The organism is Sinorhizobium chiapasense, assembly GCF_036488675.1.
GTDB classification, from domain to species: domain Bacteria; phylum Pseudomonadota; class Alphaproteobacteria; order Rhizobiales; family Rhizobiaceae; genus Sinorhizobium; species Sinorhizobium chiapasense.
In genome coordinates this window covers 2,258,557-2,280,641 of record NZ_CP133148.1, presented here as the reverse complement: position 1 = coordinate 2,280,641, position 22,085 = coordinate 2,258,557, and the positions used below count along the sequence as shown (strand labels likewise).

Sequence of the window (22,085 nt, the reverse complement as noted above, 5' to 3'; positions counted from 1 at the left end):
AGAGACAATCCAGTACAGTCCGACAAAACTGTTGTGTATCATGGAGCAGTACAGATGGGTGTTGCAGCGATAGCCGAGAGCGGCGGCACACGCGTGGCGGCAGTGATGAGCGCCATCCGGCAGCGCATCGCCAACCGCAGCCTGACGCCGGGGAGCAAGCTGCCCTCGGTCCGCGCTTTCGCGGCCACCATGCAGGTCTCGACCTCGACTGTCGTGGACGCGTATGAGCGGTTGGTCGCCGAAGGGGTGATTGCTTCGAGACCGGGCTCCGGATTCTACGTTTCCGGGCAGGTCGTGCCCCTGGCATTGGCCGAGATCGGACCCCGGCTCGACCGCGCCGTCGACCCGCTGTGGGTTTCCCGGCAGTCTCTCGAAAGCAGCGATGCGGCGCTCAAGCCCGGCTGCGGCTGGCTCCCGCCGTCCTGGATGCCGGAGGCGGCATTGCGCAAAGGGCTGCGCGCGCTCGCGCGGGCGGAGGACGCCGCGCTCACCGATTACGGGACGCCGCTCGGATTTCCGCCGCTCCGCCAGCTCATCGCACGGCGCATGATGGAGCGCGGCATCGAAGCCTCGCCCGACGGCATCATGCTGGCGGAGTCGGACACCCAGGCGATCGATCTTCTGTGCCGCTTCTTCCTCGAAACCGGCGATACGGTGCTTGTCGACGACCCGTGTTACTTCAATTTCCACGCGCTGCTGCGCGCCCACCGCGCGAAGATCGTCAGCGTTCCCTACACGCCGACGGGGCCGGACATCGAAGCCTTCGCCAGGGTGGTCGCGGAGCACCGGCCGCGCCTCTACATCACCAATTCGGCGATCCACAATCCGACCGGTGCGGTCCTCTCTCCCGTCGTCGCCCACCGGGTGCTGAAGCTCGCGGACCAGTTCGACCTCACCATCGTCGAGGACGACATCTTTGCCGATTTCGAACTGACCCCTGCGCCGAGGCTGGCGGCCTTCGACGGTCTCAGCCGCGTCGTCCACATCGGCAGTTTTTCGAAGACGCTGTCGGCCTCGGCCCGCTGCGGCTTCATCACGGCCCGTCGGGAATGGATAGAGGGACTGGTGGATCTCAAGATCGCCACCGCATTCGGCGGCGGACGCCTGTCAGCCGAACTCGTCTACAACGTGCTGAGGGACGGCGGCTATCGCAAGCACATGGAGACGCTCCGCGCGCGGCTCTCACGCGCGATGGCCGAGACCGGCTCCAGGCTCAGAAAGCTCGGCATCGAACCCTGGCTGGAGCCGCAGTCCGGCATGTTTCTCTGGGGCCGCTTGCCCGCGGGACTCGACGCCGCCGACATCGCCCGGGAAGCCCTGGCAGACAACGTCGTGCTGGCGCCCGGCAACGCCTTCAGTCTTTCCCAGTCGGCCCAGGAGTTCATGCGCTTCAATGTTTCGCAGTGTCTGGACGATCGGGTGTTCCAGACGCTTGGGAGAGCGATCGCCAAGCGGACATAGCCAGGGCTTTTTGGTGCGGGCATGCCCCCTAACTCCCTCATTCCTGTGCTCGTCACAGGAATCCAGCAGCGCCGCGTCTGCGGCGCGGGAGACTCGGCTCGACGCGCGAACGGGCGCGGATCACCCTCGGGACGGCCACCAGCATTTGGTCCATATATACGGGAGACCACGTCATTCACGGCGCCGACGCGCCGTGGCTGGATTCCTGTGACGAGCACAGGAATGAGGTGGGTGGGGATGCATCACTGCGCAACTGACTCCATGAGAGTCCATTGCTGTTCGTGCCACCAAGGAGCATAACGCAGGGGCGACCTGCCCACACGATTTCACGTTACGTTACCAGGAACACTTCACGTCACCGGGAAGCGAAAGCGCGGCTGGTGACGGCGATGACGAGTGCCGCGACGATCAGGACGGCGGCGACGGCGAAGGTGATGCGCATGCCGGCGGCGACGGCCTCGGGGGCTGCCTCGGTGATCTCGCTCGTGCCGGAGGCGAGCGCGAACACGGCCCCCATGCAGGAGGCGCCGGTGACGAGGCCGAGATTGCGCGAGAGGTTGAGCATGCCGGAAACGATGCCGCGCGCGCCAGGCCCCACATCCTTCATCACGGCAGTGTTGTTGGCCGCCTGGAACAGGGCGTAGCCGGCGGTGACCGCGACGATCGGCGCGATATAGCCGGCGACGCCGAACCCTGCCGGGAACAGCGAGAGGAGGAACGCGCCGGCGGCGATTGCGGCGAGCCCCGCGACGGTCATCGGCTGCGCGCCGAGCCGGTCGACGAGGCGGCCGGAGGGAACGCCTGCGAGTGCCGCGACGAGCGGGCCGGCGGACATGACGAGGCCGACAGAAGCGGCGTCGAGCCCGAGCCCACGCGAGAGATAGAACGGCCCGACCACCAGCGTCGCCATCATCACCGTCGAGACGAGTGCGCTCATGGCGAGGCCGGCGGAAAGCACCGGATCGTGGAACATGGCGAGGCGGAGCAGGGGCGAGGCGGCTCTTGCCTCGGTAAACACGAAGAGGGCGCCGGCGAAGATCGCCGCCAGCAGTAGGCTCATGTTGAGCGGACCGAAACTGCCGCGGCCGATGGTCATGGCGAGCGCGTAAGCCGCGAGCGTCAGCGCCAGCAGCGCGGTGCCGGTCGTGTCGAAGCCCGCGCGATGCTTGGGTCCCTCGCGGTCTGCGGGCAGGCTGCGAAACGCCAGGAAGAATGCCAGCACGCCGAACGGTACGCCGGCGAGGAAGATCGCCCGCCAGCCGAGGCCGGCGATCAGGACGCCGCCGAGCGAGGGGCCGAGGGCGGTGCCGATCGCCGATGTCGTTCCAAGAAGCCCCATGGCGCTGCCGGTCCGTGCCTTCGGCACCGTCTCGCCGACGAGCGCCATCGCCAGCGCCATCATGATCGCCGCGCCGACGCCTTGCGCCGCCCGCGCCGCGATCAGCATCCAGAGGCTGGGCGCGACGCCGCAGAGCACGGAAGCGATCGTGAAGAGGGCGATGCCGGAGCTGAGCAGACGGCGGCGGCCGAAAATGTCGCCGAGCCGCCCGACGCTGACGATGAGGGTGGTGATGGCGAGAAGATAGGCAAGCACGACCCATTGCACCGCCTGAAAGGACGCGCCGAACGCTTCGGCCAGCGCCGGCAGTCCGACATTGGCGATGCTGGTGCCGAGCGAAGAGAGCAGCATGGAGAGGGAAAGGGCGGCGAGCGCCCAGCGAAAGGAGGGCGCCCTTTCGCCTCCTTCGGCGGTCGCCTCCACTGGTCGTGTCGTGATTGTCATGGGCATGGACTCCTTTTCCGGCTTTCGAACGAGCTTGCCGAAAAGGTAGTCGCTCCGAAGGGATGGCGGAACGCGCACTATTTGCACTTCATTCGTGCGTTTGACGCCATGTCACGTTCGGCTATAGTCGATGCCATGTCGAAGCCCGACCTCAACCTGCTTGCCACTCTCGACGTGCTGCTTTCGGAAGGCAGCTCTACCCGCACCGGACGCTCGCCTCGATTGAAGCATGCTTCTTCAACGTTAGTCGGGGAACTGCCGACAGCAATGAATCTTTTTCAATGTCTAATTGCAGTTCTGTGAATATTCTCATACTCTAAAGCACGCCGCGTCCGGACTAATTCACGCAACGCGTTTTAGATTTTTGTGCATGTCACATGCGCTAATGCTTTCAGGTCGGGTTTCCACGGGGCAATTTTCTGATGGAAATAGGCGACGCAGTTCAACGTATTCATATTCGCTATGAGATGGACGAAAGCGCGTCCAAGCTCACTTCCATGGCGCTGTTTGCTTATGCAGTCGTCTTGTCCGGCAATAGACTTGTCCCTGCAACCGCGCGAACGAGCAACCACGTGTTGATCCTGGGGCGAGAGATTTCTGTCGAATTCGACGATTATTTGCCGAAAGTGCCGTGGGATACTCTGAATGTACCATCGGAGCACATCGACCACTTTGTAAACTCTCCGACGCTATCGAAGTATGTTCGCGAGGTGGAACCGGGCAGGCAAACTCTGACTGCACCACGAATAACGGTTCTGTTGAACAATCGCCCCGATCTCGAATCCTTGACGCGGCCATATATTTCGATAGCGGCGTGCATGGATGCCGACTGACACCTCCCAGCCACCGTCTCCTCCGGTGCGCGGCAGCGCGCAGGCAGAACTTATCGCATCTGTCGCAAACAATATTCTTTTGTTCTGCGGCTTGCTCGTTGCCGGGATATTCACGTTCATTTCTGCCGACTGGTTCAGGCAAGCCGGCTTGCTGGTCATTGGGGCGACATGCCTGGTGCTACTATGCAGCTTTGTGGCTGGGATAATCGCGCTCGTCGCCATCATGAAAGCGCATAATCTGGCGCGCAGGGCCGAGCGAGCCGAAGATGGCCTCGATCCTGACCTGACGCGCGTTGCCGCCGCTCGTACGCTCGCCGTTCGCCTGTCAGTCGCGTCCTTCTGGTCGACTATCCTGGCGACTCTCGCCGCGGCCGCCCTGGTCGGGATCGTCCTGTACGGTATCGCGTTCCCTGGCGCGTCAGCAAGCCCGACCAACATTGGCGGCTTGCCGGTGATCTCGATGCAAGGAGCACAGGCCAAGCTGAAGGTGGAACAGACAGCGACGGGATGCAGGATTTCCACTGACCTGAGCGGAAACATTGTCGAGATTTTGGTGCCATCTTCGTGCAGCAAGATCGGGCAACCGTAGCTGCCAACGTCCCGAACGAGATCGCGGGAAAGCGTGAGACATGGCGGAAGGCGCATCGTTTGAACATTATTCGTGCGTTTGACGCCATGTTACTGTCCGCTATAGTCGATGCCATGTCGAAGCCCGACCTCAACCTGCTTGCCACTCTCGATGTGCTGCTTTCGGAAGGCAGCGTTGCCCGTGCGGCGAAGCGACTGCGGCTCAGCCCCTCGGCGATGAGCCGGGCGCTGGCGCGGCTGCGCGAGGCGACGGGCGATCCGCTGCTCGTCCGGGCCGGGCGGGGCCTGGTGCCGACGCCGCGCGCGCTCGAACTCAGCGAGCGCGTCGGCCGCCTCGTCGAGGAGGCGGAAGCGGTCCTGAGGCCGCAGGAAAAGCTTGATCTCGAACGGCTGAGACGGACCTTCGTTCTGAGGACCAGCGATGGCTTCGTGGAGAACTTCGGGCCGGATCTCATTTCCCGTGTCGGCGGGGAAGCGCCCGGTGTGCGCCTCTGCTTCGTGCCGAAGCCGGACCGGGGCAGCGGGCCGCTGCGCGAGGCGGCCGTCGACCTCGAAACCGGCGTCGTCGGCGAGGCGATCAGTCCGGAGGTGCGCACCCAGGCGCTCTTCCGGGACCGGTTCGTCGGTGTCGTGCGCATGGGACACCCGCTTTGCAAGGGCGAAGTGACGGCCGCCCGTTACGCGGCCGGCCGGCACGTCCTCGTTTCGCGGCGAGGTCTCGACAAGGGGCCGCTCGACGAAGCACTGGAGGAGCTCGGGCTCGAACGCGAAATCGTCACGATCGTCGGCGGCTTTGCCGCGGCGCTGGCGCTCGCCCGCGCCTCCGACCTGATCGCCAGCGTTCCCGAGCGGCACACCGGTGCGCTTCGGGCCGGGATGCACAGTTTTCCGCTCCCGGTCTTCACGCGGGAAATCACCGTTTCGATGCTCTGGCACCCGCGGCTCGACGCCGACCCGGCCCACCGCTGGCTGCGCGGATGCGTGCGGGATGTTTGTGCGAGGCAGCCGGCGGATTGATCGGCAGGTGAGGGGCGTTCGTCCAAGTCTTCGGCGGGCTCGATCTGGTCGGTGGTCTCGTCTGGCGCGACCATAGCCAAGAATTCCCTCATTCCTGTGCTCGTCACAGGAATCCAGCCGCACCGCGTCGGCGGTGCGAGAGAATCCACGGGATCGACAAGGCGAGTGCTTCGCGCCCGATGGGCATCTCCGCCCACGTCTCAATCCCTGAATGTGCGTCAATCATGGCGCAGCAGACGCCGTGGCGAGGAACAACTTGCCATCCGCGACGGTTCGTAATAATCGAAGTTACATGAAACGCGACAGCCGCCTCTCCTCAGTCCTGCATGCGCTCCTTCACATGGCCGAGCATAACGGGTTCATGACTTCGGAAGCGCTTGCGCAATGCATGAACACCAATCCCGTTGTCGTGCGCCGCACGATGGGGCTCCTGCGACAGGCGGGACTCGTTGCCTCCGCGCGCGGGCATGCCGGGGGGTGGACCATCACCGCCGACCTTGGCGCCGTCACGCTGCGCCAGTTGCACGAAGTGTTGGGGGAACCGGCCATCTTTGCCATCGGCAACCGGAACGAAACGCCGGATTGTCTCGTCGAGCAATCGGTGAACGCCGCGCTCGACGCCGCCTTCGCGGACGCCGAGGCGCTCCTGCTCGAGCGTTTTGCCCATGTCACCCTGGCCGATCTTGCCACCGACTTCGCCCGTCGGCACGTGGAGCGGCGCAATAAGAGGAATAAGTGATGCAGAATGATGTGATCGTCGTCGGCGGCAGCTATGCCGGAATGGCAGCCGCCCTCCAGCTTCTGCGTGCCCGTCGCACCGTCGTGGTGATCGACGCGGGGCTCAGGCGTAACCGGTTTGCCAGCCATTCCCACGGGTTTCTCGGACAGGATGGCGTGGACCCGGCCGAAATCGCCGCAAGCGCGCGGGCGCAGCTCATGGCCTATCCGACGCTGACATGGATCGATGGCCGCGCGGAAGCCGCCGGAGGGGTCAAGGATGCCTTTGCCGTCACGATCGCGGATGGCGGCCGGCATGAGGGAAGGCGGCTGCTTTTTGCCGTCGGCGTGACCGATCAGCTGCCTGAGATCGATGGGATGGCGGAACGCTGGGGGAAGAGCATTTTCCACTGCCCCTATTGCCACGGATACGAACTGGGGCGGGGTCGGATCGGGGTGATCGCCACGGGACCGATGTCGGTGCATCAAGCGCAGCTCATTCCCGAATGGGGCGAGGTGACCTTTTTCGCCAACGGCGCGCTGACGCTCGACGACGCTGCCCGCGTCGACCTCAACTCACGCGGCGTGACGATCGAGGAGACGCCGGTGAGAAGGATCGAGGGCCATGCCGATGTGCTTCTCGCCGACGGGCGGGCTTTCTCTTTTGCCGGGCTCTTCACAGCTTCGCGCAACGCCCCTGCAACGCCGATCGCCGGGACGCTCGGCTGCGAGATCGAAGAGACGCCGTTCGGCACGCAGATCCGCACCGACGCCGCGAAGGAAACCACCATCCCCGGCGCTTTCGCCTGCGGCGACGTAGCGCGCACACCCCATTCGGTCTCGCTCGCCGTGGCCGACGGGGCTTGGGCGGGCGCGCAGTTGCATCGGTCTCTGGTCTTCTGACCCGTCAGGTTCGGCGCCCATTCCTTCGGATGCGTAACCAGCTTTTCAGAGCGGGCGCCGTGGCTGGGCCGCTGAGCCCCGCCGCGACGGCGCCGCCGCGGCTTTACATTTCTTTACATCCGCCCAGAACGCTCGAAACGTTGCCCGGTTAGCTTTCCTACATCGCAGCAGGTGCTGCGGAGTGAAAGGAGCCTGACTATGGAAAACGAGGACAAGAACCTGGTGAGCCCGACGGCCGGCGAACCCGCCTCGAAAGGATGGGGGCGGCGCGCCGCGATCGGCGGTCTCGCGGCCGTCGCGGTTGTCGGCGGGATCGGCTTTGCAGCCGCGCGCAGCGACGATTTCGGCTTCGGCATGGGCCGTTTCGGCATGGGCGGTCACATGATGCACGCGCATATGGGAGGTGGCTTCATGGAACACCGGATCGGCTCCATGTTCGACGAACTCGATACGACGCCAGAGCAGGAAGACAAGCTTTGGGACATTATCGACAAGGCGCGCGGCGAGATCAGGCCGACGTTCCGGGACTTCCGCGAGACGCGTGAGGAGGTTATCGAACTCCTCGGCGCACCGACTCTGGACCGTGCCGCCGCCGAAAAACTGCGCAGCGAGCGCATCGCGGCGATCGACGAGGCCTCGCGCAAGATGACGACTGCGCTTCTCGACGCTGCCGCAGTGCTGACGCCGGAGCAGCGCGCCAAGCTCGTCGAGCATTTGAAGGAGCGCCGGGGCCACGGCCGGTGGTAAGACCGGCTCAGCTGCTGCAGCGACCCTTGCGCGTCTGATCACACTACACGACAGTGGCGTAACGGGTTCGGCGAATACTTTTACCTCATCCCTGTGACAAGCACAGGAATGAGGATCAAAGGAGAAGCCTTGCCGTACCGCAGCCGACGAGGCGGAACAGGCTATACTCCAGCGTCTGATAAGGCGTGCGAGGCTGCAAGTGACTGAACGGAGAGCAAGAAATGGCGGAACGGGTCTTGATCGTTGACGACGACACGCGCCTCTCCGCCATGCTTGCCGACTATCTCTCCGGCAACGGCTACACCGTCGACACCGCCGCGACCGCCACGGCGGGCCTTGCCGACCTCAACCGCCGCGCGCCGGACGTCGTGATCCTCGATGTCATGCTGCCGGACCTCGACGGCTTCGAGACTTGCCGGCGCATGCGCGCCGTCTCAGACGTGCCGATCCTCATGCTGACCGCCAAGGGCGAAGAAACAGACCGCATCGTCGGGCTGGAGCTCGGAGCCGACGACTATCTGCCCAAGCCTTTCAATCCGCGCGAACTGCTGGCCCGGCTGAAGGCGATCCTGCGCCGCCGCAACGGCAGCGCGGCGGTTTCGCGGACCTTTCGCTTCGGGCGGCTGGAGATCGATCCCGGATCCCGCTCGGTCAGGATCGACGGCCGCGAATGCGCGCTGACCAGCTACCAGTTCGACCTGCTCGTGGCGCTTGCCGAAAATGCTGGCCGCACGCTGTCGCGTGAGCAGTTGATGGACATGGTCAAGGGTGAGGAACTGGAAGCCTTCGACCGTTCCATCGACGTCCATGTCTCGCGCATCAGAGCGGCCATCGAGAGCGACCCCAAGCATCCGAGGCGCATCATCACCGTTCGCGGCGCCGGCTATGTCTTCGCCCGTTTCCAGGACGACGAGAGATAAAGCATGTCGCTCAAAAGTGCCGAGCGGTTTTGGGACAACGACATGCGTGAACCCAAAGAGAGCATGTCGCCCAAAAGTGCTGAGCGGTTTTGGGACAACGACATGCGTGGACCCAAAGAAAGCATGTCGCCCGAAAGTGCTGAGCGGTTTTGGGATGAGGATATGCGTGTAAACAGAGACCTAGAGCGATGCGCAGCCGGCTGTTCCTGAAAATCTACCTGACACTGCTGGCGAGCCTTGCCGCGGTCGCGGTCGCCAGCGCGGCCTTCGTGTGGCTGGGGCAGGGCGAGGAGGAGTCCAGTTGGGAGAGCCAACGCGCGCGATTTGTCACCGCGCTCATTCCGCCCGATACGGACCCGCGGTCGGTCGAGGCGACGCTCACGCGGTTTTCACGGGCCTTCGACGCCGACATAGCGGTCTACGACCCGCGCGGCAAGCTGATCGCGAGCGCCGGCCGGCCGCTGCCGCCCGACATCGTCGAGCGACCCTGGCACCACGGTGGAGGCAGGTTTCACACCATGGTGACCGAACTGCCCGACGGTCGCGCAGTAGCCGCGCGCATGGAGCGGCCTTTCCGCCCGGCCGGCCGCAATCCGCTCGCCTATCTGGCGTTGATCGCCGGCGTCATCGGGCTCGCCGCCTATCCGGTGGTGCGTCACCTGACCCGCCGGCTGGAGCGGCTACGCGGGGGCGTGGATGCCTGGGGCAGGGGCGATTTCGTGGCACGCGTGCCGGAGGACGGCAGCGACGAGGTCGCGGCGGTGGCGAAGAGCTTCAACAAGGCCGCCGATCATGTCGAGCGGCTGATCAGGTCACACCGCGCTCTGCTCGCCAATGCCAGCCACGAATTGCGCTCGCCGCTGGCGCGCCTGCGCATGGCGATCGACCTCTACGAGGAGGCGCCGGACGAGAGCCGCAAGCAAGAGATCGTTCGCAATCTCGCCGAACTGGACACGCTGATCGAGGAGATCCTGGTGGCGAGCAGGCTCGACCATGTCGAGAGGCTCGATGCGGCCGAGTCCGTCGACCTCCTGGCGCTGGTCTCGGAAGAAGGAGCGCGCAACGGCGTCGAGGTCTCCGGCACGCCGGCGACTGTCACGGGTGACGCGCGCCTCATCGGCAGGCTCATACGCAATCTGATGCAGAACGCGCTGCGCCACGGCGGCCCGCCCGTCACAGCCACTGTCGCACAGGCAGGCAGTGCCGTGGAACTCAGGGTCCGCGACCACGGCCCGGGCATACCGGATAGCGAGAGCGCCCGCGTTTTCGAGCCGTTCTACCGACCCGCGGGACGCAGCGAGGCCGCGGGCGGCTGGGGCCTGGGGCTGGCGCTGGTGCGCCAGATCGCCGAGCGCCACGGCGGCGCAGTCCGTTACGAAACCCCGCAGGGCGGCGGCGCCTGCTTTGTCGTGACGCTTCCGGTGCACACTGCATGATTCCGTAAATCGACCTCGAATTAAGGACAAAGACATGCAGCAACTCAAAGCGTCACAGCGACCTTTGCGCGTCTCACCACCGTACACGACAGCAGCGTAGTGGGTTTGGCGAACGGCCCCCACGTTCCTCATTCCTGTGCTCGCCACAGGAGTCCAGCGCGCCCAAGTCCTTGGGCGCGAGAGAATCCTGCGTAACTGAACCGGAACCACAGCTCTGGCAACATCTGTGTTGCTGCGAGACGGAGTCATCACGGCGCGGATGCGCCGGGGCTGGATTCCTGTGACAAGCACAGGAATGAGGAACGGAGGAGAACCCGCCGCACCGCATGCAACGAGGCGCAGTACGTTGCCGTCGTGTACTGTGGCGTCTCGAAGTACGCGCGGCGCTGCAGTGTTTTGTGCCTATTTGCGGAAGATGCCCTTGTAGTATGCGCCGTTTCTTGGCGGCGGCTTGTTCACGGTCTTTGCCTCGGGGTTGTATTTGCCGTTCTGGTGCCCTTCGTTGATGGGCGTTGTCGATATGCCCTTGTAGTAGCTACCGGCTGCAAATGCGGGGGAGGTACTGGCGGCGGCGATTGTTGCGGCGAAGAAAGCTGCGAGAGCCAGGTTGGCGAACTTGCTCATTTGTCATCCTCGGTTGACCCGCGCCACATGCCTCACAACCAGGCGGCGTGGCATCAGGTGTGCGGCAAAGGCCGCTAAAACCCTCCCATTGCAGGCTACTTAAAAGTCGTGACGAATGGATGTAATGCTGGCGAAAGGCAGCGTTCAACCCAATCGTGTAGCTACCTTGACAGCCGGAATACAAGGCTTCGCAGACGCGCGGCGCTTTAGATCACGATGACTTTGGGTCGAATCGACCCAAAGTCATAAACGTTATCGATTCTAATAAGTTAGAGCGGGATGCGGGCGGAAAAGCGCGCACACTTTTCCTCATCCCGCTCTAGGGGGGAAAGCCCGATGTACATTCTCTATGGGGGTGACTTCACCCGCGCACCGCTCGTCCAATGGGTGCTCGAGGAAGGAAAAATAGCGTACGAATTCAGAAAGATAGATATATTGAACGGCAAGCACCGCTCCGCGGAGTTCCTCGCGATAAACCCGGCCGGCTTGGTGCCCGTGCTGATTACGCCCGAGGGCGATACACTCTATGAAGTCGCCGCGCTGATGGTATATCTCGCTGACCGACACCAGCTCACGGATCTCGCCCCGTCATCGACCGACCCGGACAGGGGGCTTTTTCTGTCGACGGTTTTCCATATCGCCGGCGACATACAATCGGAGATGAAGCGGTTCCATTTTCCGCACCGGTTCTCGCTGAGAAGAGAGGATGTCGCCGGGATTCAGGACCTGGCAAAGTCGCTCGTCCTCAGCCGCCTGGACGTCATGAATACGAGGCTGGCAGCAAAGGGGCCATATGCGCTTGGACCCCGCTTCTCTCTTGCGGATTTCTATCTGTGCTTCTGGATCGCCTACCTTGATCGCGAAACCGTGTGCCTGCAGTTTCCGTCGATTGCCAGGCTGTACGAGCTGGTTCGCTCTCGTCCGGGCGCAGGCACCTATCTCGAAGAAACCGAGAGGATGGCAGGGGCCTATCGAGAGATGATGACAACGAAGCCCGGCGGCGTCATCGCCTGACCCCGGTGTCACCTCAAAGCGTTCTCCAGGGCATCACGGTTGCGGATCAGCCAGGCGACGCTGCGGGTCTGCCAGGCGATGCCCCAGACGCGCGGGGCGATTTCGGTGTCGGGCGTGATCTGCTGCTCGGCCACCTCGTTTGCAGCACTCTCCGCTGCAAATTCGATGATCCTGTAGCCGAGCCGATGCCGTGCCTCGGCCGGTAGCCCGTAGCCGTCGGCAAAGAGGCGCACATGGCGCATGCGATGCCCGGCGTCGGGCAAACCGTTCATCTCGGCGACGTCGTCATCGTAGAGCTGGGCGTTGTTCCAGGCCGCCATGGCGACCTCGGTCAGCCGGTCGACGGGACCTGCCGCCTCCCAGTCGATCAGCGCGACCGGTTTGCCGTTTCGCGAAACCACGTTCCATGGCGCCGCATCGCAGTGCCCGATGATGTCCGGAGCGCCGACCTCCCGGCCGAACCAGGGGCGCCACAGGGCATCGGCCGGAGGACGGAAGGAGGCGGTTGCGTCGTGCAGCCGGCGCATGAGGCTGCCGAGCGTATGAATAGCCTCGTCCGACCAGGGGGTGGGGTTGATGACATCGCCTTCGATATAGGTGAGGACTTCACGACCTTGCGCGTCAAAGCCGCCGCCGACGACGCGGGGCGCGCCCGCGAAGCCCGCTTCCTCAAGATGGCGCAAGAGAGAATGGACGGAACGGGCCCAGGGGCCAGTCTCCCGTATGACGACTTCACCTCGTCGGCTGACAGCGGTTCTCTCGCCGCCGGCAAGCGGCGTGGCATCGGTATCTTTCGCCATGCACGGATGATAGCAGCAGGGCGGTTGAGGGGAAGGGCGCTTTCCGCCGATTCCCGTCGTGGCGTGCCGTTTGATGAGCCTTCTCGGGACGGCAGTTAACCGATCAACATCAGACATAACGGAGGGGCCGCCGGAGCAGCTCACCTTGCCAGGCTTCGGGGGACACCCAGGCATGTAGAAGCTTACGTTAACGGTCCGATGAGTTTAGAATCGGTCCTCTACAGCGCCGCGCGTCTTATCAGACGCGCAAAGGACGCTGTAGCACTTTGAATTGCTGCGTGTCTTTGTCCTTAAATCGAGGTCGATTTAAGGAGACATGCAGTAGGCGGCTCTTCAGAAACCGCCGGCGAAGAGGTCAATCGAGGGAGGAAACCATGACGCGGATCGATCCCAACATGTCGCGTGCCTGGCACAGGTCAGTGCTCGGCGCGGCCGTGCTCGGCATGGTGCTGACGGGAACCAGCGCTGGAGCCGGCTCTATGGACCAGACTCCATTCGGAAACACGCAGGACGGCAAAGCCGTCAATCTCTACACGCTCACCAACGACAGGGGCGCGTCCGTCAAGTTCATAGCCTATGGCGGCATCATCACGGCGATCAACGTGCCCGACCGCTGGGGCAAGCTCGACAACATCGTGCTCGGCTTCAAGGAACTCGCCGACTACGAATCCAAGAACCCCTATTTCGGCGCCTTGATCGGGCGCTACGGCAATCGCATCGGCGGCGCGAAGTTCGCGCTCGACGGTACCCAATACCAGCTCGCCGCCAATAACGGGCCAAACAGCCTGCATGGCGGCAGCAAAGGCTTAGACAAGGTCGTCTGGGCGGTCGAGCCGCTGGCCAATGTGAGCGGGGCCGCAGCGCGGCTCGGCTACACGAGCAAGGATGGTGAGGAAGGCTATCCCGGCACGCTAACGGTCCAGGTCGTCTATACCCTCACCAACGACAACGAGCTGCGCATCGACTACGAGGCGACGACAGACAAACCTACCGTGGTCAATCTCACGAGTCATTCCTACTTCAATCTCGCCGGCGACGGCACGGGCGGGATCGGCGATCACATCCTCACGATCAACGCCGATCGCTACACGCCGGTCGATGCGACCTTGATCCCGACCGGGGAGCTCGCCTCCGTGACCGGTACGCCGTTCGACTTCCGCCAAGGGACGCCGATCGGCGCACGCATCCGCTCAAACCACCCACAGATGGTCTATGGCCGCGGATACGATCACAACTACGTGCTGAACCGGTCGGGTAGTGGGCTTTCGCTCGCCGCGCGTGTCTACGAGCCGCGCTCGGGCCGGATCATGGAGATCTCAACCACTGAGCCCGGCGTCCAGTTCTACAGCGGCAACTTCCTCGATTCGACGCTCGTCGGCCCGACCGGTCAGCAATACCGCCAGACCGACGGCTTCTGCCTCGAGACGCAGCACTTCCCGGATTCGCCGAACAAGCCGTCCTTTCCGACGACGGTCCTGAAACCAGGCGAAACGCTAAGGTCGACTACGATACACAAGTTCTCCACGGATGCGTCCTAGTACCACAGGTGCGTTCGTTCCTGGGGTCGATTGCGGAAGCATATCGACCCCGGCCGGCATCACTTCGAAACCCTGGAGCGCCGTTTGCGCGTCTGAAATGACGCGTTGCGCTGTACCGTGCTACGCGCTGCGCTTCGAGAATGTAAGAAAACTGCCGCAACAGTTTGAAATTGCGCCGTGATCCTGTTTCTCATGGACGCACGCGGCGGTTCCGCCGCCGGCGTATTCACCGGACCTTCAACCGTCGTCGTTTCATCGCCTCGGTCCGGCGGTGGCGCATAGATGTTGCCCTGGTCGAGGGAAAGGATCGTCAACGTCGAGATCATCTTCGCTTTCCTCATGCGCGCTGAATGGCGTCGTGAGGAGCAGTCTCGGCCAGCCGGGTGCTTCCGGTCCTGTGGCCGCCGCCGAAAAGTTCCGAAATGTTGCGAAGCGGGAACCGCGTCAGCCTTCCTCGAGGCCGGCCTTGCGCAGTCCATCGAAAAGGGCGGCGCTTCTCGACGGGTCCTTGGCGGGCTGGCCGGCGCGGATGCGGGCGATGGTGATGCCGGGGGCGATCTTTCTCAGTTCATCGCAATAACGATGCGCCTCCTCCATGCGGCCGAGATGGGCGTTGGCCGCTATCAGCACCCAGAGCGTCGGATCGAAGTTCGGGCTGCTGGCGAACGCCCGGGCGGCCCAGGCAAGCGCCTCGGCATGATGGCCACGGATCATCTCTACGTCGGCGATGCCGCAAAGCGAGAAGTGGGCGCCGCGGTCGCCGGGGCTGAGGCGGTTCGCCCGATGGAAATAGGCGAGCGCCTTGTCGAGGTCGCCGCAATGAAGATGGGCGAGGCCGGCCCGGACCACGACCATCAGGTTGTTGGGGTTGGCCTCCGCCGCCGACTGCAGGATCGCCGTCGCCCAATCGTAGTCTTTTACGACGTGGAGCAGGGCAACGCCGCAATGCGCCATTACCATAGCATCGCCCGCCGCCTGTTCGAGGCCGCGGCGCGCCAGTGCCGAGCATTCCGCTACGTCGTCGGGGCCGAGCGACGGCCAGCCCATGGTGTGCCGGTGTTCGAGCGCCCAGGCGGTATGGGCAAGCAGGAGCGCATTGTCGGGATCCTGCGCAAGCCCCTTCCTGAGCAGCGCATAGGCCTCGGCATTGTCCTTCTCCGTTTCGATGGAGATCTTTGCCAGCGCCTGCAGGTAGATGTCGTAGGCCGCAATGCTTCCCGGCCGCTCGCGCCGCGACCGCGCGATCTCGGCCGTCTGGATATGCGGCTCGATCAGCGTCGCGACGCTTTCGGTGATCCGGTCCTGGAACTCGAAGACGTCGTCGAGCTCGCCGTCGAAGGTCTCGGCCCAGAGATGCGCGCCGCTGCCGCCGTCGACGAGCTGCGCCGCGATCCTTAGCCGGTTGCCCGAGCGCCTTATGCTGCCTTCGAGCACGTAGCCGACGCCGAGTTCCTTCGCCACCTGGCGCACGTCGGTCGCTACGCCCTTGTAGGCGTACGAGGAATTGCGCGCGATCACGGCAAAACTCCGGAACCGGCTGAGCGCCGTGATGATGTCGTCGACGACGCCATCGGCGAAATAGTCCTGGCCGGGGTCGCCGCCGAGGTTGGCGAAAGGCAGCACCGCGAGGGCAGGGCGGGCCGGCAGCGTAGCCTCTGCGTCCCGGTATCGCGGCGCCGGCTGGACAAGGCGATAGCCGACGCGCGGCACGGTTGCGATCCATTCCTGCCCGTCCGGGCCGAGCGCCTTGCGCAGTGCGGCGATCTGCACGGTGAGATTGCTTTCTTCGACGATCGCCCGGGCCAGCCGCGGTCCATCAGTTCCGCCTTTGTGACGATGCCGCCGGCGGCGTCGAGCAGTGCTTCAAGAAGGGCGAGACCCCGCTGGCCGAGAGCAACGGACTCGCCATGCCGCAGCAGGAGGCCGCGGGCGGGATCGAGGACAAACTGGCCGAAGGCACGCGGCTGCTCCATCATGCGCGAAAATATAGCCGATCGGCCATCGGGCGGAAACGGGGGCTGTGTTGGCCGAGGTCCGGACCGGACGCAGGGAAACCGACCTGACGACGCACGGAGCGTAATGCATTCCCGCCGCCGGCCGATGCCGGCAGCGGGAAGCATCGGTATCAGCGCGGCGCGGCCAGACGTTCGACTTCGTTGAGCCGCTTTAGCGCCGCCTGCTGCCGCAACAAGCCGTAGTTTATGTTGCTCGCGTTGAGCGTACTGCCGCTCTGGGACGGGTACTGATCGAAATCCTGGAAGAACTCCTTGATCTTGCCCTGGATCGGCACCAGCAGCCACATGTTGCGGGCGAGGAATTCGATTGCGCCGCCCGCATCGTCCATCATCCGCTCATAAGGATCCATGCGCAGGTTTGCGATCGTGGCCCAGCTTGGAACCTCGCGCTGCGCCGTGGCGATGTTGCCGTGGCTGGCATGGGCAAAACTCAGCTTCCAGTCGTTCCACCGGATGGCATTAAGGTTTCCGCCCTGGTCAAAATAGTAGACCGCGTCACGCGGAGGGGTCTTTGCCTCACCCTTCAGGAGATCGGAGAGGTCGTAGCCATCGAGATGGACCTTGAAGTTCTTGGTCCCGGCCTGAAAGCCTTGTTTCATCTGCTCCTTGACATCGGGAATGCCGGCGGCAGTGGCAAAGGTCGGCATCCAGTCCATGAGCGTCACGGGCTCGTTGATTTGCGTTCCGGGCTTCACGACGCCCGGCCAGCGCACCATCATCGGAATACGGAAGCCGCCTTCCCAGGTCGTGCCCTTCTCGCCGTGGAACATCGTCTGGGCGCCGTCCGGCCACAGGGCGAGTTCAGCGCCGTTGTCGGTCGTGTAGAGCACGATCGTGTTTTCCGTGATGCCGAGATCGTCGAGCTGTTGCAGGAGCTGGCCAACGTGACCGTCATGCTCGACCATGCCGTCGGCATGGATGCCCTTGCCGGTCTTGCCGAGCGAATCCGGTTTGAGGTGGGTGAAGACGTGCATGCGTGTCGCGTTGATCGAGAGGCGTTGCCCGTGGCACCCGGGTCAGGGACCGGTGCCGCTACAGAAAGGGCACGGTAAGCCTTTTCAGCAGCTTGGGATCGCGAAAGCCGAGGTCATAAGTGAAGATCAGGCGTGTCACGATTCCCTCGGCCACAGGGCTATCGCGGGATATTTGATGATCCTGCAGCAAGTCCTCGAAGATTGCGCTGAGCATGTCGATATCTTGAATGGGAATGTGGGACCGCATGGCGCACGTCCTTCGTAGCGTGCGAAGGTCCCAGAACCGGCCAGAAGGGACAATTGCGTTGGCTCTGGGACCTTCAGCGCCACCATTGCCGCGGGCTGGTGCTCAGAAGCACATATGTCGGGCGCGGCTGCGTGCAATTGGACTAGGACCTTTACCACGCTCGCGTAGGACTAAAGTCCATGGATTGGGGTGGTCGGCTCCCCTAAGGTCTTCAGATAACATCTACAATGACCTATTCATTTCTTGAGGCGTGGTTTGTAGATTCAGGCCTGTGCGAGAGAGCATGGGCCTGCTTGTTCCAATTCATAGGCCAGGGCCAATCGGATCGAGCCAATCGGGTCGGCAATGTCGGCTGTCGTGTTTCGGCGAGCCGACTTTGCGATCGGTCCCCCACATCGTCATCAGTTCGGCCGGGAACGGCTTCCTACTGCATGTTTCCTTAAATCGCAGCCGATTAAAGGACAAAAACATGCAGCGATTCAAAGTGCTACAGCGTCCTTTGCGCGTTTGATAAGACGCGCGGCGCTGTAGGAATTGTTCTGTCACCACCTCGGCGGCTCGTTCAGGCGCGCGTCGCGCTGACGACGAGGGCAGGGAGCGGCAGGTGGACGATGCCGTTCTCGGTAAAGGGCTGAAAGCGTTCTCCGAGCGCCTCTTCTATCCGTAAGCGTGCCGCCGGCTCCTGCCTTTCCAGCACCATCGTCGAGCGGACGAAGGCATGGTGGAAGAAGTCGGAAAGCTCGGCGAGCGGGAAGTCGAGGGTGGCGGGTATGCCGCCGAAGGTGATGTCGGTGAAGCCCGCCACCGAAAGCACCCGCATCGCTTCCTCCCGCTCGGCGAAACGGAACAAGGGCGGCGCCGGCGGCAGGTCGACATCGAGCGTGCCGTGGGCGCTGACGACCTCCGGAAGGATGCTGAACAGCGGCGAGACATCCGGGCCGCGCCAGACGGTGTAGGCGTAGCGGCCGCCGGGCTTCAGCACCCGCGCGGCCTCGGCGATCGCCTTGTCGGGATCGGCGAGATGCAGGGTTCCGAAATTGTTGATGACGCGATGGAAGGCGGCGTCCTCGAAGATGAGCGCCTCGGCATCGCCGACCTGGAAATTGACGTTGCCGCCCTTGGCTTTCGCCTCCGCGATCATTTCCTCGCAAAAGTCGATGCCGGTGACGATCGCGCCGCGCGCGGCGGCCGCCAGGCTTGCCTCTCCGGTGCCGCAACAGACATCGAGCGTCGACTGGCCGCGGCTGATCCGAGCCGCATCGATGAGCGCCGCTATGCCGAAGCGGCAGAACCGGCCCGAATAGTGATCATAGATCCGGGCGCGCTCGCTCCAGCCGCGGTGTTCGAGCGCCTTGAAGGTCAGTTGCGTGAACATGGATCGGCCCCCCTCCCGCAAAGGCCGACTATACCACGCTTTGGTTGGGCGGGGGCGACAACCCGTCGGTGGTGTAAGGGGGCGCGGCGTCGCTAAGGAAATTGGTCGGCCGGCTGGAAGGCGAAAGCGTGGCCTTTCGTTTCGTCACTGAATCCAGGGGCCTTACTGCATGTATCCTTAAATCGTAGCCGATTTAAGGATAAGGACATGCAGTAATTCAAAGAACTACAGCGTCCTTTGCGCGTCCTATAAGACGCGCGGCGCTGTAGTTCGGTCTTAAGCCGCTTACTGAGCCTTCGACTGGGCGAGCCAGTCGTCGAAGCGGATCGATCCGAGGCGCGGGTTCTGGCCGGGTGTCAGCGATTGATCGTCGATGATGGCGCCGAAGTAGCGCGCGTGGACGTCGGGCACGACCTTGCGCGTGTCCTCAGTTGCCTTGAGGAAGCGCCTGACCACCTCGTCGAGCGGGATCGCCTCCGGACCGGCGACTTCGACAGTGCCGTTGACCGGGGCTGCGAGCGTGACTTCGGTGAGTGCCGCCACCACGTCGTCGGACGCGATCGGCTGGAACAGCGCCGGCGACACGCGGATCTCCTCGCCGACGGTGCTCAACTGGGCAATGCCGCCGACAAATTCGAAGAACTGCGTGGCGCGCAGGATGGTGTAGGGAAGGCCGGATGCCTTGATCAGATTTTCCTGCGCGACCTTCGCCCGGAAATAGCCGTTGTCGGGAAGCCGTTCGCTACCGACGATCGACAGGGCAACGTGATGGCGCACGCCGGCGGCAGCTTCCGCGGCCAGCAGGTTACGGCCCGACGTTTCGAAGAACTCAAGCACTGCCTTGTCTTCCCATACCGGCGCATTGGCCACGTCGACGACGATGTCGGCGCCATTGAGCGCTTCGGCCAGCCCCTCGCGGGTGATGGTGTTGACGCCCGTGTTGGGGGAGGCGGCGAGCGCTTCATGGCCACGCTCCTTGAGGGTCTTCACAAGCTTCGATCCGATGAGGCCGGTGCCTCCGATGACGACGATCTTCATGGCTTCTCTCCTTCTTTCCCGACCGCAACCATTGCCGTCGATCTGCGTGGAGAGTGCCTCAGCGGTCCGGGGAAGTCCTTGCGGCGCGCTTGAATTGATCTTGAAGGAAGCTTTGTTATTCGTCCAAGACGGCTTGCCGGACGGGCACGGCACACGACAGCGGCGTACTGCGCCTCGTCGGTTGCGCTACGGTAAGGCACTCCTCCGTTCCTCATTCCTGTGCGTGTCACAGGAATGAGGAAGGATGGGGGACGGCCGTGCGTCATGACTCGATTGACTTGATGGGGGCGAAAAAAGCATCCGCCAAACCCATTTGCGTTACTGTCGTGTCTTACCCATTGAAGCTACGCAATTGCGGACGGAAAACCGCTACACACTTTTCCTGGAATCGCCCTAAGCACGCGTTGCCGTGCTATCAATGGACGGAAGCATTCGCCAGGGGATACCGACGTGCCGTTCGTGTTTGGGGACTACGTGCTCGATCCGGAGCGCCGGGAGCTGACGCTGCGGGCGGAAGTCGTCGCCGTCGGGCCGCAGGTCTTCGACCTGCTGCTGCATCTCGTCAGGAACCGCGACCGCGTCGTCAGCAAGGACGACCTGCTCGCCGCGGTGTGGGGCGGCCGGATCGTCTCGGAATCGACGATCACCAGCCACATCAACGCGGTTCGCAAGGCGATCGGCGACAGCGGCGAGGAGCAGCGCCTCATCCGCACCGTCGCCCGCAAGGGCTTCCGCTTCGTCGGCGAGATCAGCGTTGACGAAATCGGGGAACCCCGGCAGCCCGATGGGTCGGGCGTGATCGAGCACGGCTCCAGCGAACAGAGGGAACCGCCGCCGCCCGCACTTGTCCTACCGGACAAGCCCTCCATCACCGTCCTGCCGTTCCTCAATCTCAGCGGCGATCCGGAGCAGGACTATTTCGCCGACGGGGTGGTGGAGGACATCATCGCGGCCCTTTCGCGCATGCGCTGGCTGTTCGTCATCGCGCGCAATTCGAGCTTCACCTACAAAGGGCGGGCGGTAGACGTGAAGGCAGTCGGCCGGGAGCTTGGCGTGCGCTACGTGCTGGAGGGCAGCGTGCGCAAGGCCGGCAACAAGGTGCGCATCACCGGCCAGCTCATCGACGCGACGACCGGCACAAATCTCTGGGCGGAGCGCTTCGAAGGCATGCTCGACGACATTTTCGAGCTGCAGGACCAGATCGCCGAAAGCGTCGTCGGCGCGATCGCGCCGCAGCTCGAGCGGGCGGAGATCGAGCGCGCCCAGCGCAAGCCGACGGAAAGCCTCGACGCCTACGACTATTACCTGCGCGGCACGGCGAAGGTGCACAGCGGCACCCGCGAAGCGATCGAGGCGGCGCTGCCCTTGTTCTACAGGGCGACCGAGCTCGACCCGGAATTTGCCTCCGCCTATGGCATGGCGGCCTGGTGCCATTTCTGGCGCAAGATCAATGGCTGGATGACGGACCGTCCGCGTGAGATCGCCGAGGGTGCGCGGCTGGCGCGGCTTGCGATGGAGCTCGGCCGCGACAATCCGGTGGCGCTGACGAGAGGCGGGCATGCGCTCGCCCATCTCACCGGTGACCTCGACGGCGGCATCGCGCTCATCGACAGGGCAAGGTTTCTCAATCCGAACCTCGCGCCTGCCTGGTTCCTCGGCGGAACGCTGCGGGCTCTGCGCGGTGAAACCGACGCCGCGATCGAGCACCTGGCGCATGCCGTACGGCTCAGTCCGCTGGATCCGGAAATGTTCCGGATGCAGGTTGGGATGGCGCTGGCGCATTTCTTCGCCGGGCGCTTCGATGCCGCGTCAAGCTGGGCGGAGAAGGCGCTGGGGAATCTGCCGAGTCTGCTCCCCGCGGCCGTCGTGGTGGCGGCAAGCCACGCGCTTGCCGGGCGCCCCGAGGAGGCGCGGCAGGCAATGCGGCGGCTGCGCGCGCTCGACCCATCGCTCAGCGTCTCCAGCATCCGCGACTGGATGCCGATCCATCGCCCGGAGGATCTTGCGCGGCTCGCCGATGGGCTGCGGCTGGCCGGGCTGCCGGAGTGACGGCGG

General features: G+C 63.9%; 19 protein-coding genes and 2 pseudogenes. 12 read left to right on the top strand and 9 right to left on the bottom strand.

The window, feature by feature from the left end; all coding sequences use genetic code 11:
• Nucleotides 1-54 precede the first annotated feature (54 nt).
• Nucleotides 55-1,461 carry an aminotransferase-like domain-containing protein gene (locus tag RB548_RS11060; RefSeq protein WP_331371368.1) on the top strand — a complete coding sequence of 469 codons (1,407 nt, stop codon included), beginning with the start codon at nt 55-57 and terminating at the stop codon, nt 1,459-1,461.
• A 355-nt stretch (nt 1,462-1,816) separates the two neighbouring features.
• Here the strand turns inward: RB548_RS11060 and RB548_RS11055 are convergent, their stop codons facing one another.
• Nucleotides 1,817-3,244: an MFS transporter gene (locus RB548_RS11055; RefSeq protein WP_331371367.1), complete on the bottom strand. Its 1,428-nt coding sequence runs from the start codon at nt 3,242-3,244 to the stop codon at nt 1,817-1,819.
• 422 nt (nt 3,245-3,666) lie between these two features.
• On the opposite strand from RB548_RS11055, the gene RB548_RS11050 reads away from it, so the two are divergent.
• The 8 genes from RB548_RS11050 (at nt 3,667) to RB548_RS11015 (ending at nt 10,405) form a co-directional block, all read left to right on the top strand.
• On the top strand, nt 3,667-4,077 hold the full coding sequence (locus RB548_RS11050) for a hypothetical protein (RefSeq protein ID WP_331371366.1): 411 nt from the start codon (nt 3,667-3,669) through the stop codon (nt 4,075-4,077).
• Nucleotides 4,067-4,666 carry a hypothetical protein gene (locus tag RB548_RS11045; RefSeq protein ID WP_331371365.1) on the top strand — a complete coding sequence of 200 codons (600 nt, stop codon included), beginning with the start codon at nt 4,067-4,069 and terminating at the stop codon, nt 4,664-4,666. The genes RB548_RS11050 and RB548_RS11045 overlap by 11 nt, the downstream gene beginning before the upstream one ends.
• A 113-nt stretch (nt 4,667-4,779) precedes the next feature.
• Complete coding sequence (locus tag RB548_RS11040) at nt 4,780-5,682, top strand: LysR family transcriptional regulator (RefSeq protein WP_331371364.1); 903 nt, start codon at nt 4,780-4,782, stop codon at nt 5,680-5,682.
• 292 nt (nt 5,683-5,974) lie between these two features.
• On the top strand, nt 5,975-6,421 hold the full coding sequence (locus RB548_RS11035; protein WP_331371363.1) for an RrF2 family transcriptional regulator: 447 nt from the start codon (nt 5,975-5,977) through the stop codon (nt 6,419-6,421).
• Entirely contained in the window at nt 6,421-7,302 is an 882-nt protein-coding gene (locus RB548_RS11030; protein ID WP_331371362.1) for an NAD(P)/FAD-dependent oxidoreductase, read from the top strand. Before RB548_RS11035 ends, RB548_RS11030 begins: the two co-directional genes overlap by 1 nt.
• A gap of 198 nt (nt 7,303-7,500) precedes the next feature.
• A complete protein-coding gene (locus tag RB548_RS11025) occupies nt 7,501-8,049 on the top strand; it encodes a Spy/CpxP family protein refolding chaperone (RefSeq protein WP_331371361.1) in 549 nt (182 codons plus the stop codon).
• Between the two features lie 221 nt (nt 8,050-8,270).
• A complete protein-coding gene (locus RB548_RS11020) occupies nt 8,271-8,969 on the top strand; it encodes a response regulator transcription factor (protein WP_331371360.1) in 699 nt (232 codons plus the stop codon).
• Nucleotides 8,970-9,157: 188 nt separating this feature from the next.
• Complete coding sequence (locus tag RB548_RS11015) at nt 9,158-10,405, top strand: sensor histidine kinase (protein WP_331371359.1); 1,248 nt, start codon at nt 9,158-9,160, stop codon at nt 10,403-10,405.
• A gap of 402 nt (nt 10,406-10,807) precedes the next feature.
• On the opposite strand, the gene RB548_RS11010 is transcribed toward RB548_RS11015, so the two are convergent.
• Nucleotides 10,808-11,029, bottom strand: coding sequence for a hypothetical protein (locus tag RB548_RS11010; RefSeq protein WP_331371358.1), 222 nt, complete (start codon nt 11,027-11,029; stop codon nt 10,808-10,810).
• 336 nt (nt 11,030-11,365) lie between these two features.
• On the opposite strand from RB548_RS11010, the gene RB548_RS11005 reads away from it, so the two are divergent.
• Nucleotides 11,366-12,043, top strand: coding sequence for a glutathione S-transferase family protein (locus RB548_RS11005; protein WP_331371357.1), 678 nt, complete (start codon nt 11,366-11,368; stop codon nt 12,041-12,043).
• Nucleotides 12,044-12,051: 8 nt separating this feature from the next.
• On the opposite strand, the gene RB548_RS11000 is transcribed toward RB548_RS11005, so the two are convergent.
• Entirely contained in the window at nt 12,052-12,843 is a 792-nt protein-coding gene (locus tag RB548_RS11000) for an aminoglycoside phosphotransferase family protein (protein ID WP_331371356.1), read from the bottom strand.
• Between the two features lie 374 nt (nt 12,844-13,217).
• On the opposite strand from RB548_RS11000, the gene RB548_RS10995 reads away from it, so the two are divergent.
• A complete protein-coding gene (locus tag RB548_RS10995; protein WP_331371355.1) occupies nt 13,218-14,381 on the top strand; it encodes an aldose epimerase family protein in 1,164 nt (387 codons plus the stop codon).
• A 59-nt stretch (nt 14,382-14,440) separates the two neighbouring features.
• Here RB548_RS10995 and RB548_RS10990 read toward each other — a convergent pair whose 3' ends face one another.
• From RB548_RS10990 to RB548_RS10965, 6 genes and pseudogenes are all read right to left on the bottom strand, one after another.
• On the bottom strand, nt 14,441-14,707 hold the full coding sequence (locus tag RB548_RS10990; protein WP_331371354.1) for a hypothetical protein: 267 nt from the start codon (nt 14,705-14,707) through the stop codon (nt 14,441-14,443).
• A gap of 118 nt (nt 14,708-14,825) precedes the next feature.
• A pseudogene (locus tag RB548_RS10985) lies at nt 14,826-16,357 on the bottom strand (winged helix-turn-helix domain-containing tetratricopeptide repeat protein).
• Between the two features lie 149 nt (nt 16,358-16,506).
• Nucleotides 16,507-17,382, bottom strand: a pseudogene (locus RB548_RS10980) (sulfatase-like hydrolase/transferase); the annotation flags it as partial.
• Nucleotides 17,383-17,428: 46 nt separating this feature from the next.
• On the bottom strand, nt 17,429-17,617 hold the full coding sequence (locus RB548_RS10975; protein WP_331371353.1) for a hypothetical protein: 189 nt from the start codon (nt 17,615-17,617) through the stop codon (nt 17,429-17,431).
• 562 nt (nt 17,618-18,179) lie between these two features.
• Nucleotides 18,180-18,992 (bottom strand): class I SAM-dependent methyltransferase, encoded by an 813-nt coding sequence (locus tag RB548_RS10970; RefSeq protein WP_331371352.1) that lies wholly within the window; start codon nt 18,990-18,992, stop codon nt 18,180-18,182.
• A 285-nt stretch (nt 18,993-19,277) separates the two neighbouring features.
• Nucleotides 19,278-20,030: an SDR family oxidoreductase gene (locus tag RB548_RS10965; RefSeq protein WP_331371351.1), complete on the bottom strand. Its 753-nt coding sequence runs from the start codon at nt 20,028-20,030 to the stop codon at nt 19,278-19,280.
• 450 nt (nt 20,031-20,480) lie between these two features.
• Here RB548_RS10965 and RB548_RS10960 point away from each other — a divergent pair, with 450 nt between their 5' ends.
• Complete coding sequence (locus RB548_RS10960) at nt 20,481-22,079, top strand: winged helix-turn-helix domain-containing tetratricopeptide repeat protein (RefSeq protein WP_331371350.1); 1,599 nt, start codon at nt 20,481-20,483, stop codon at nt 22,077-22,079.
• The last annotated feature ends 6 nt before the right edge of the window (nt 22,080-22,085 follow it).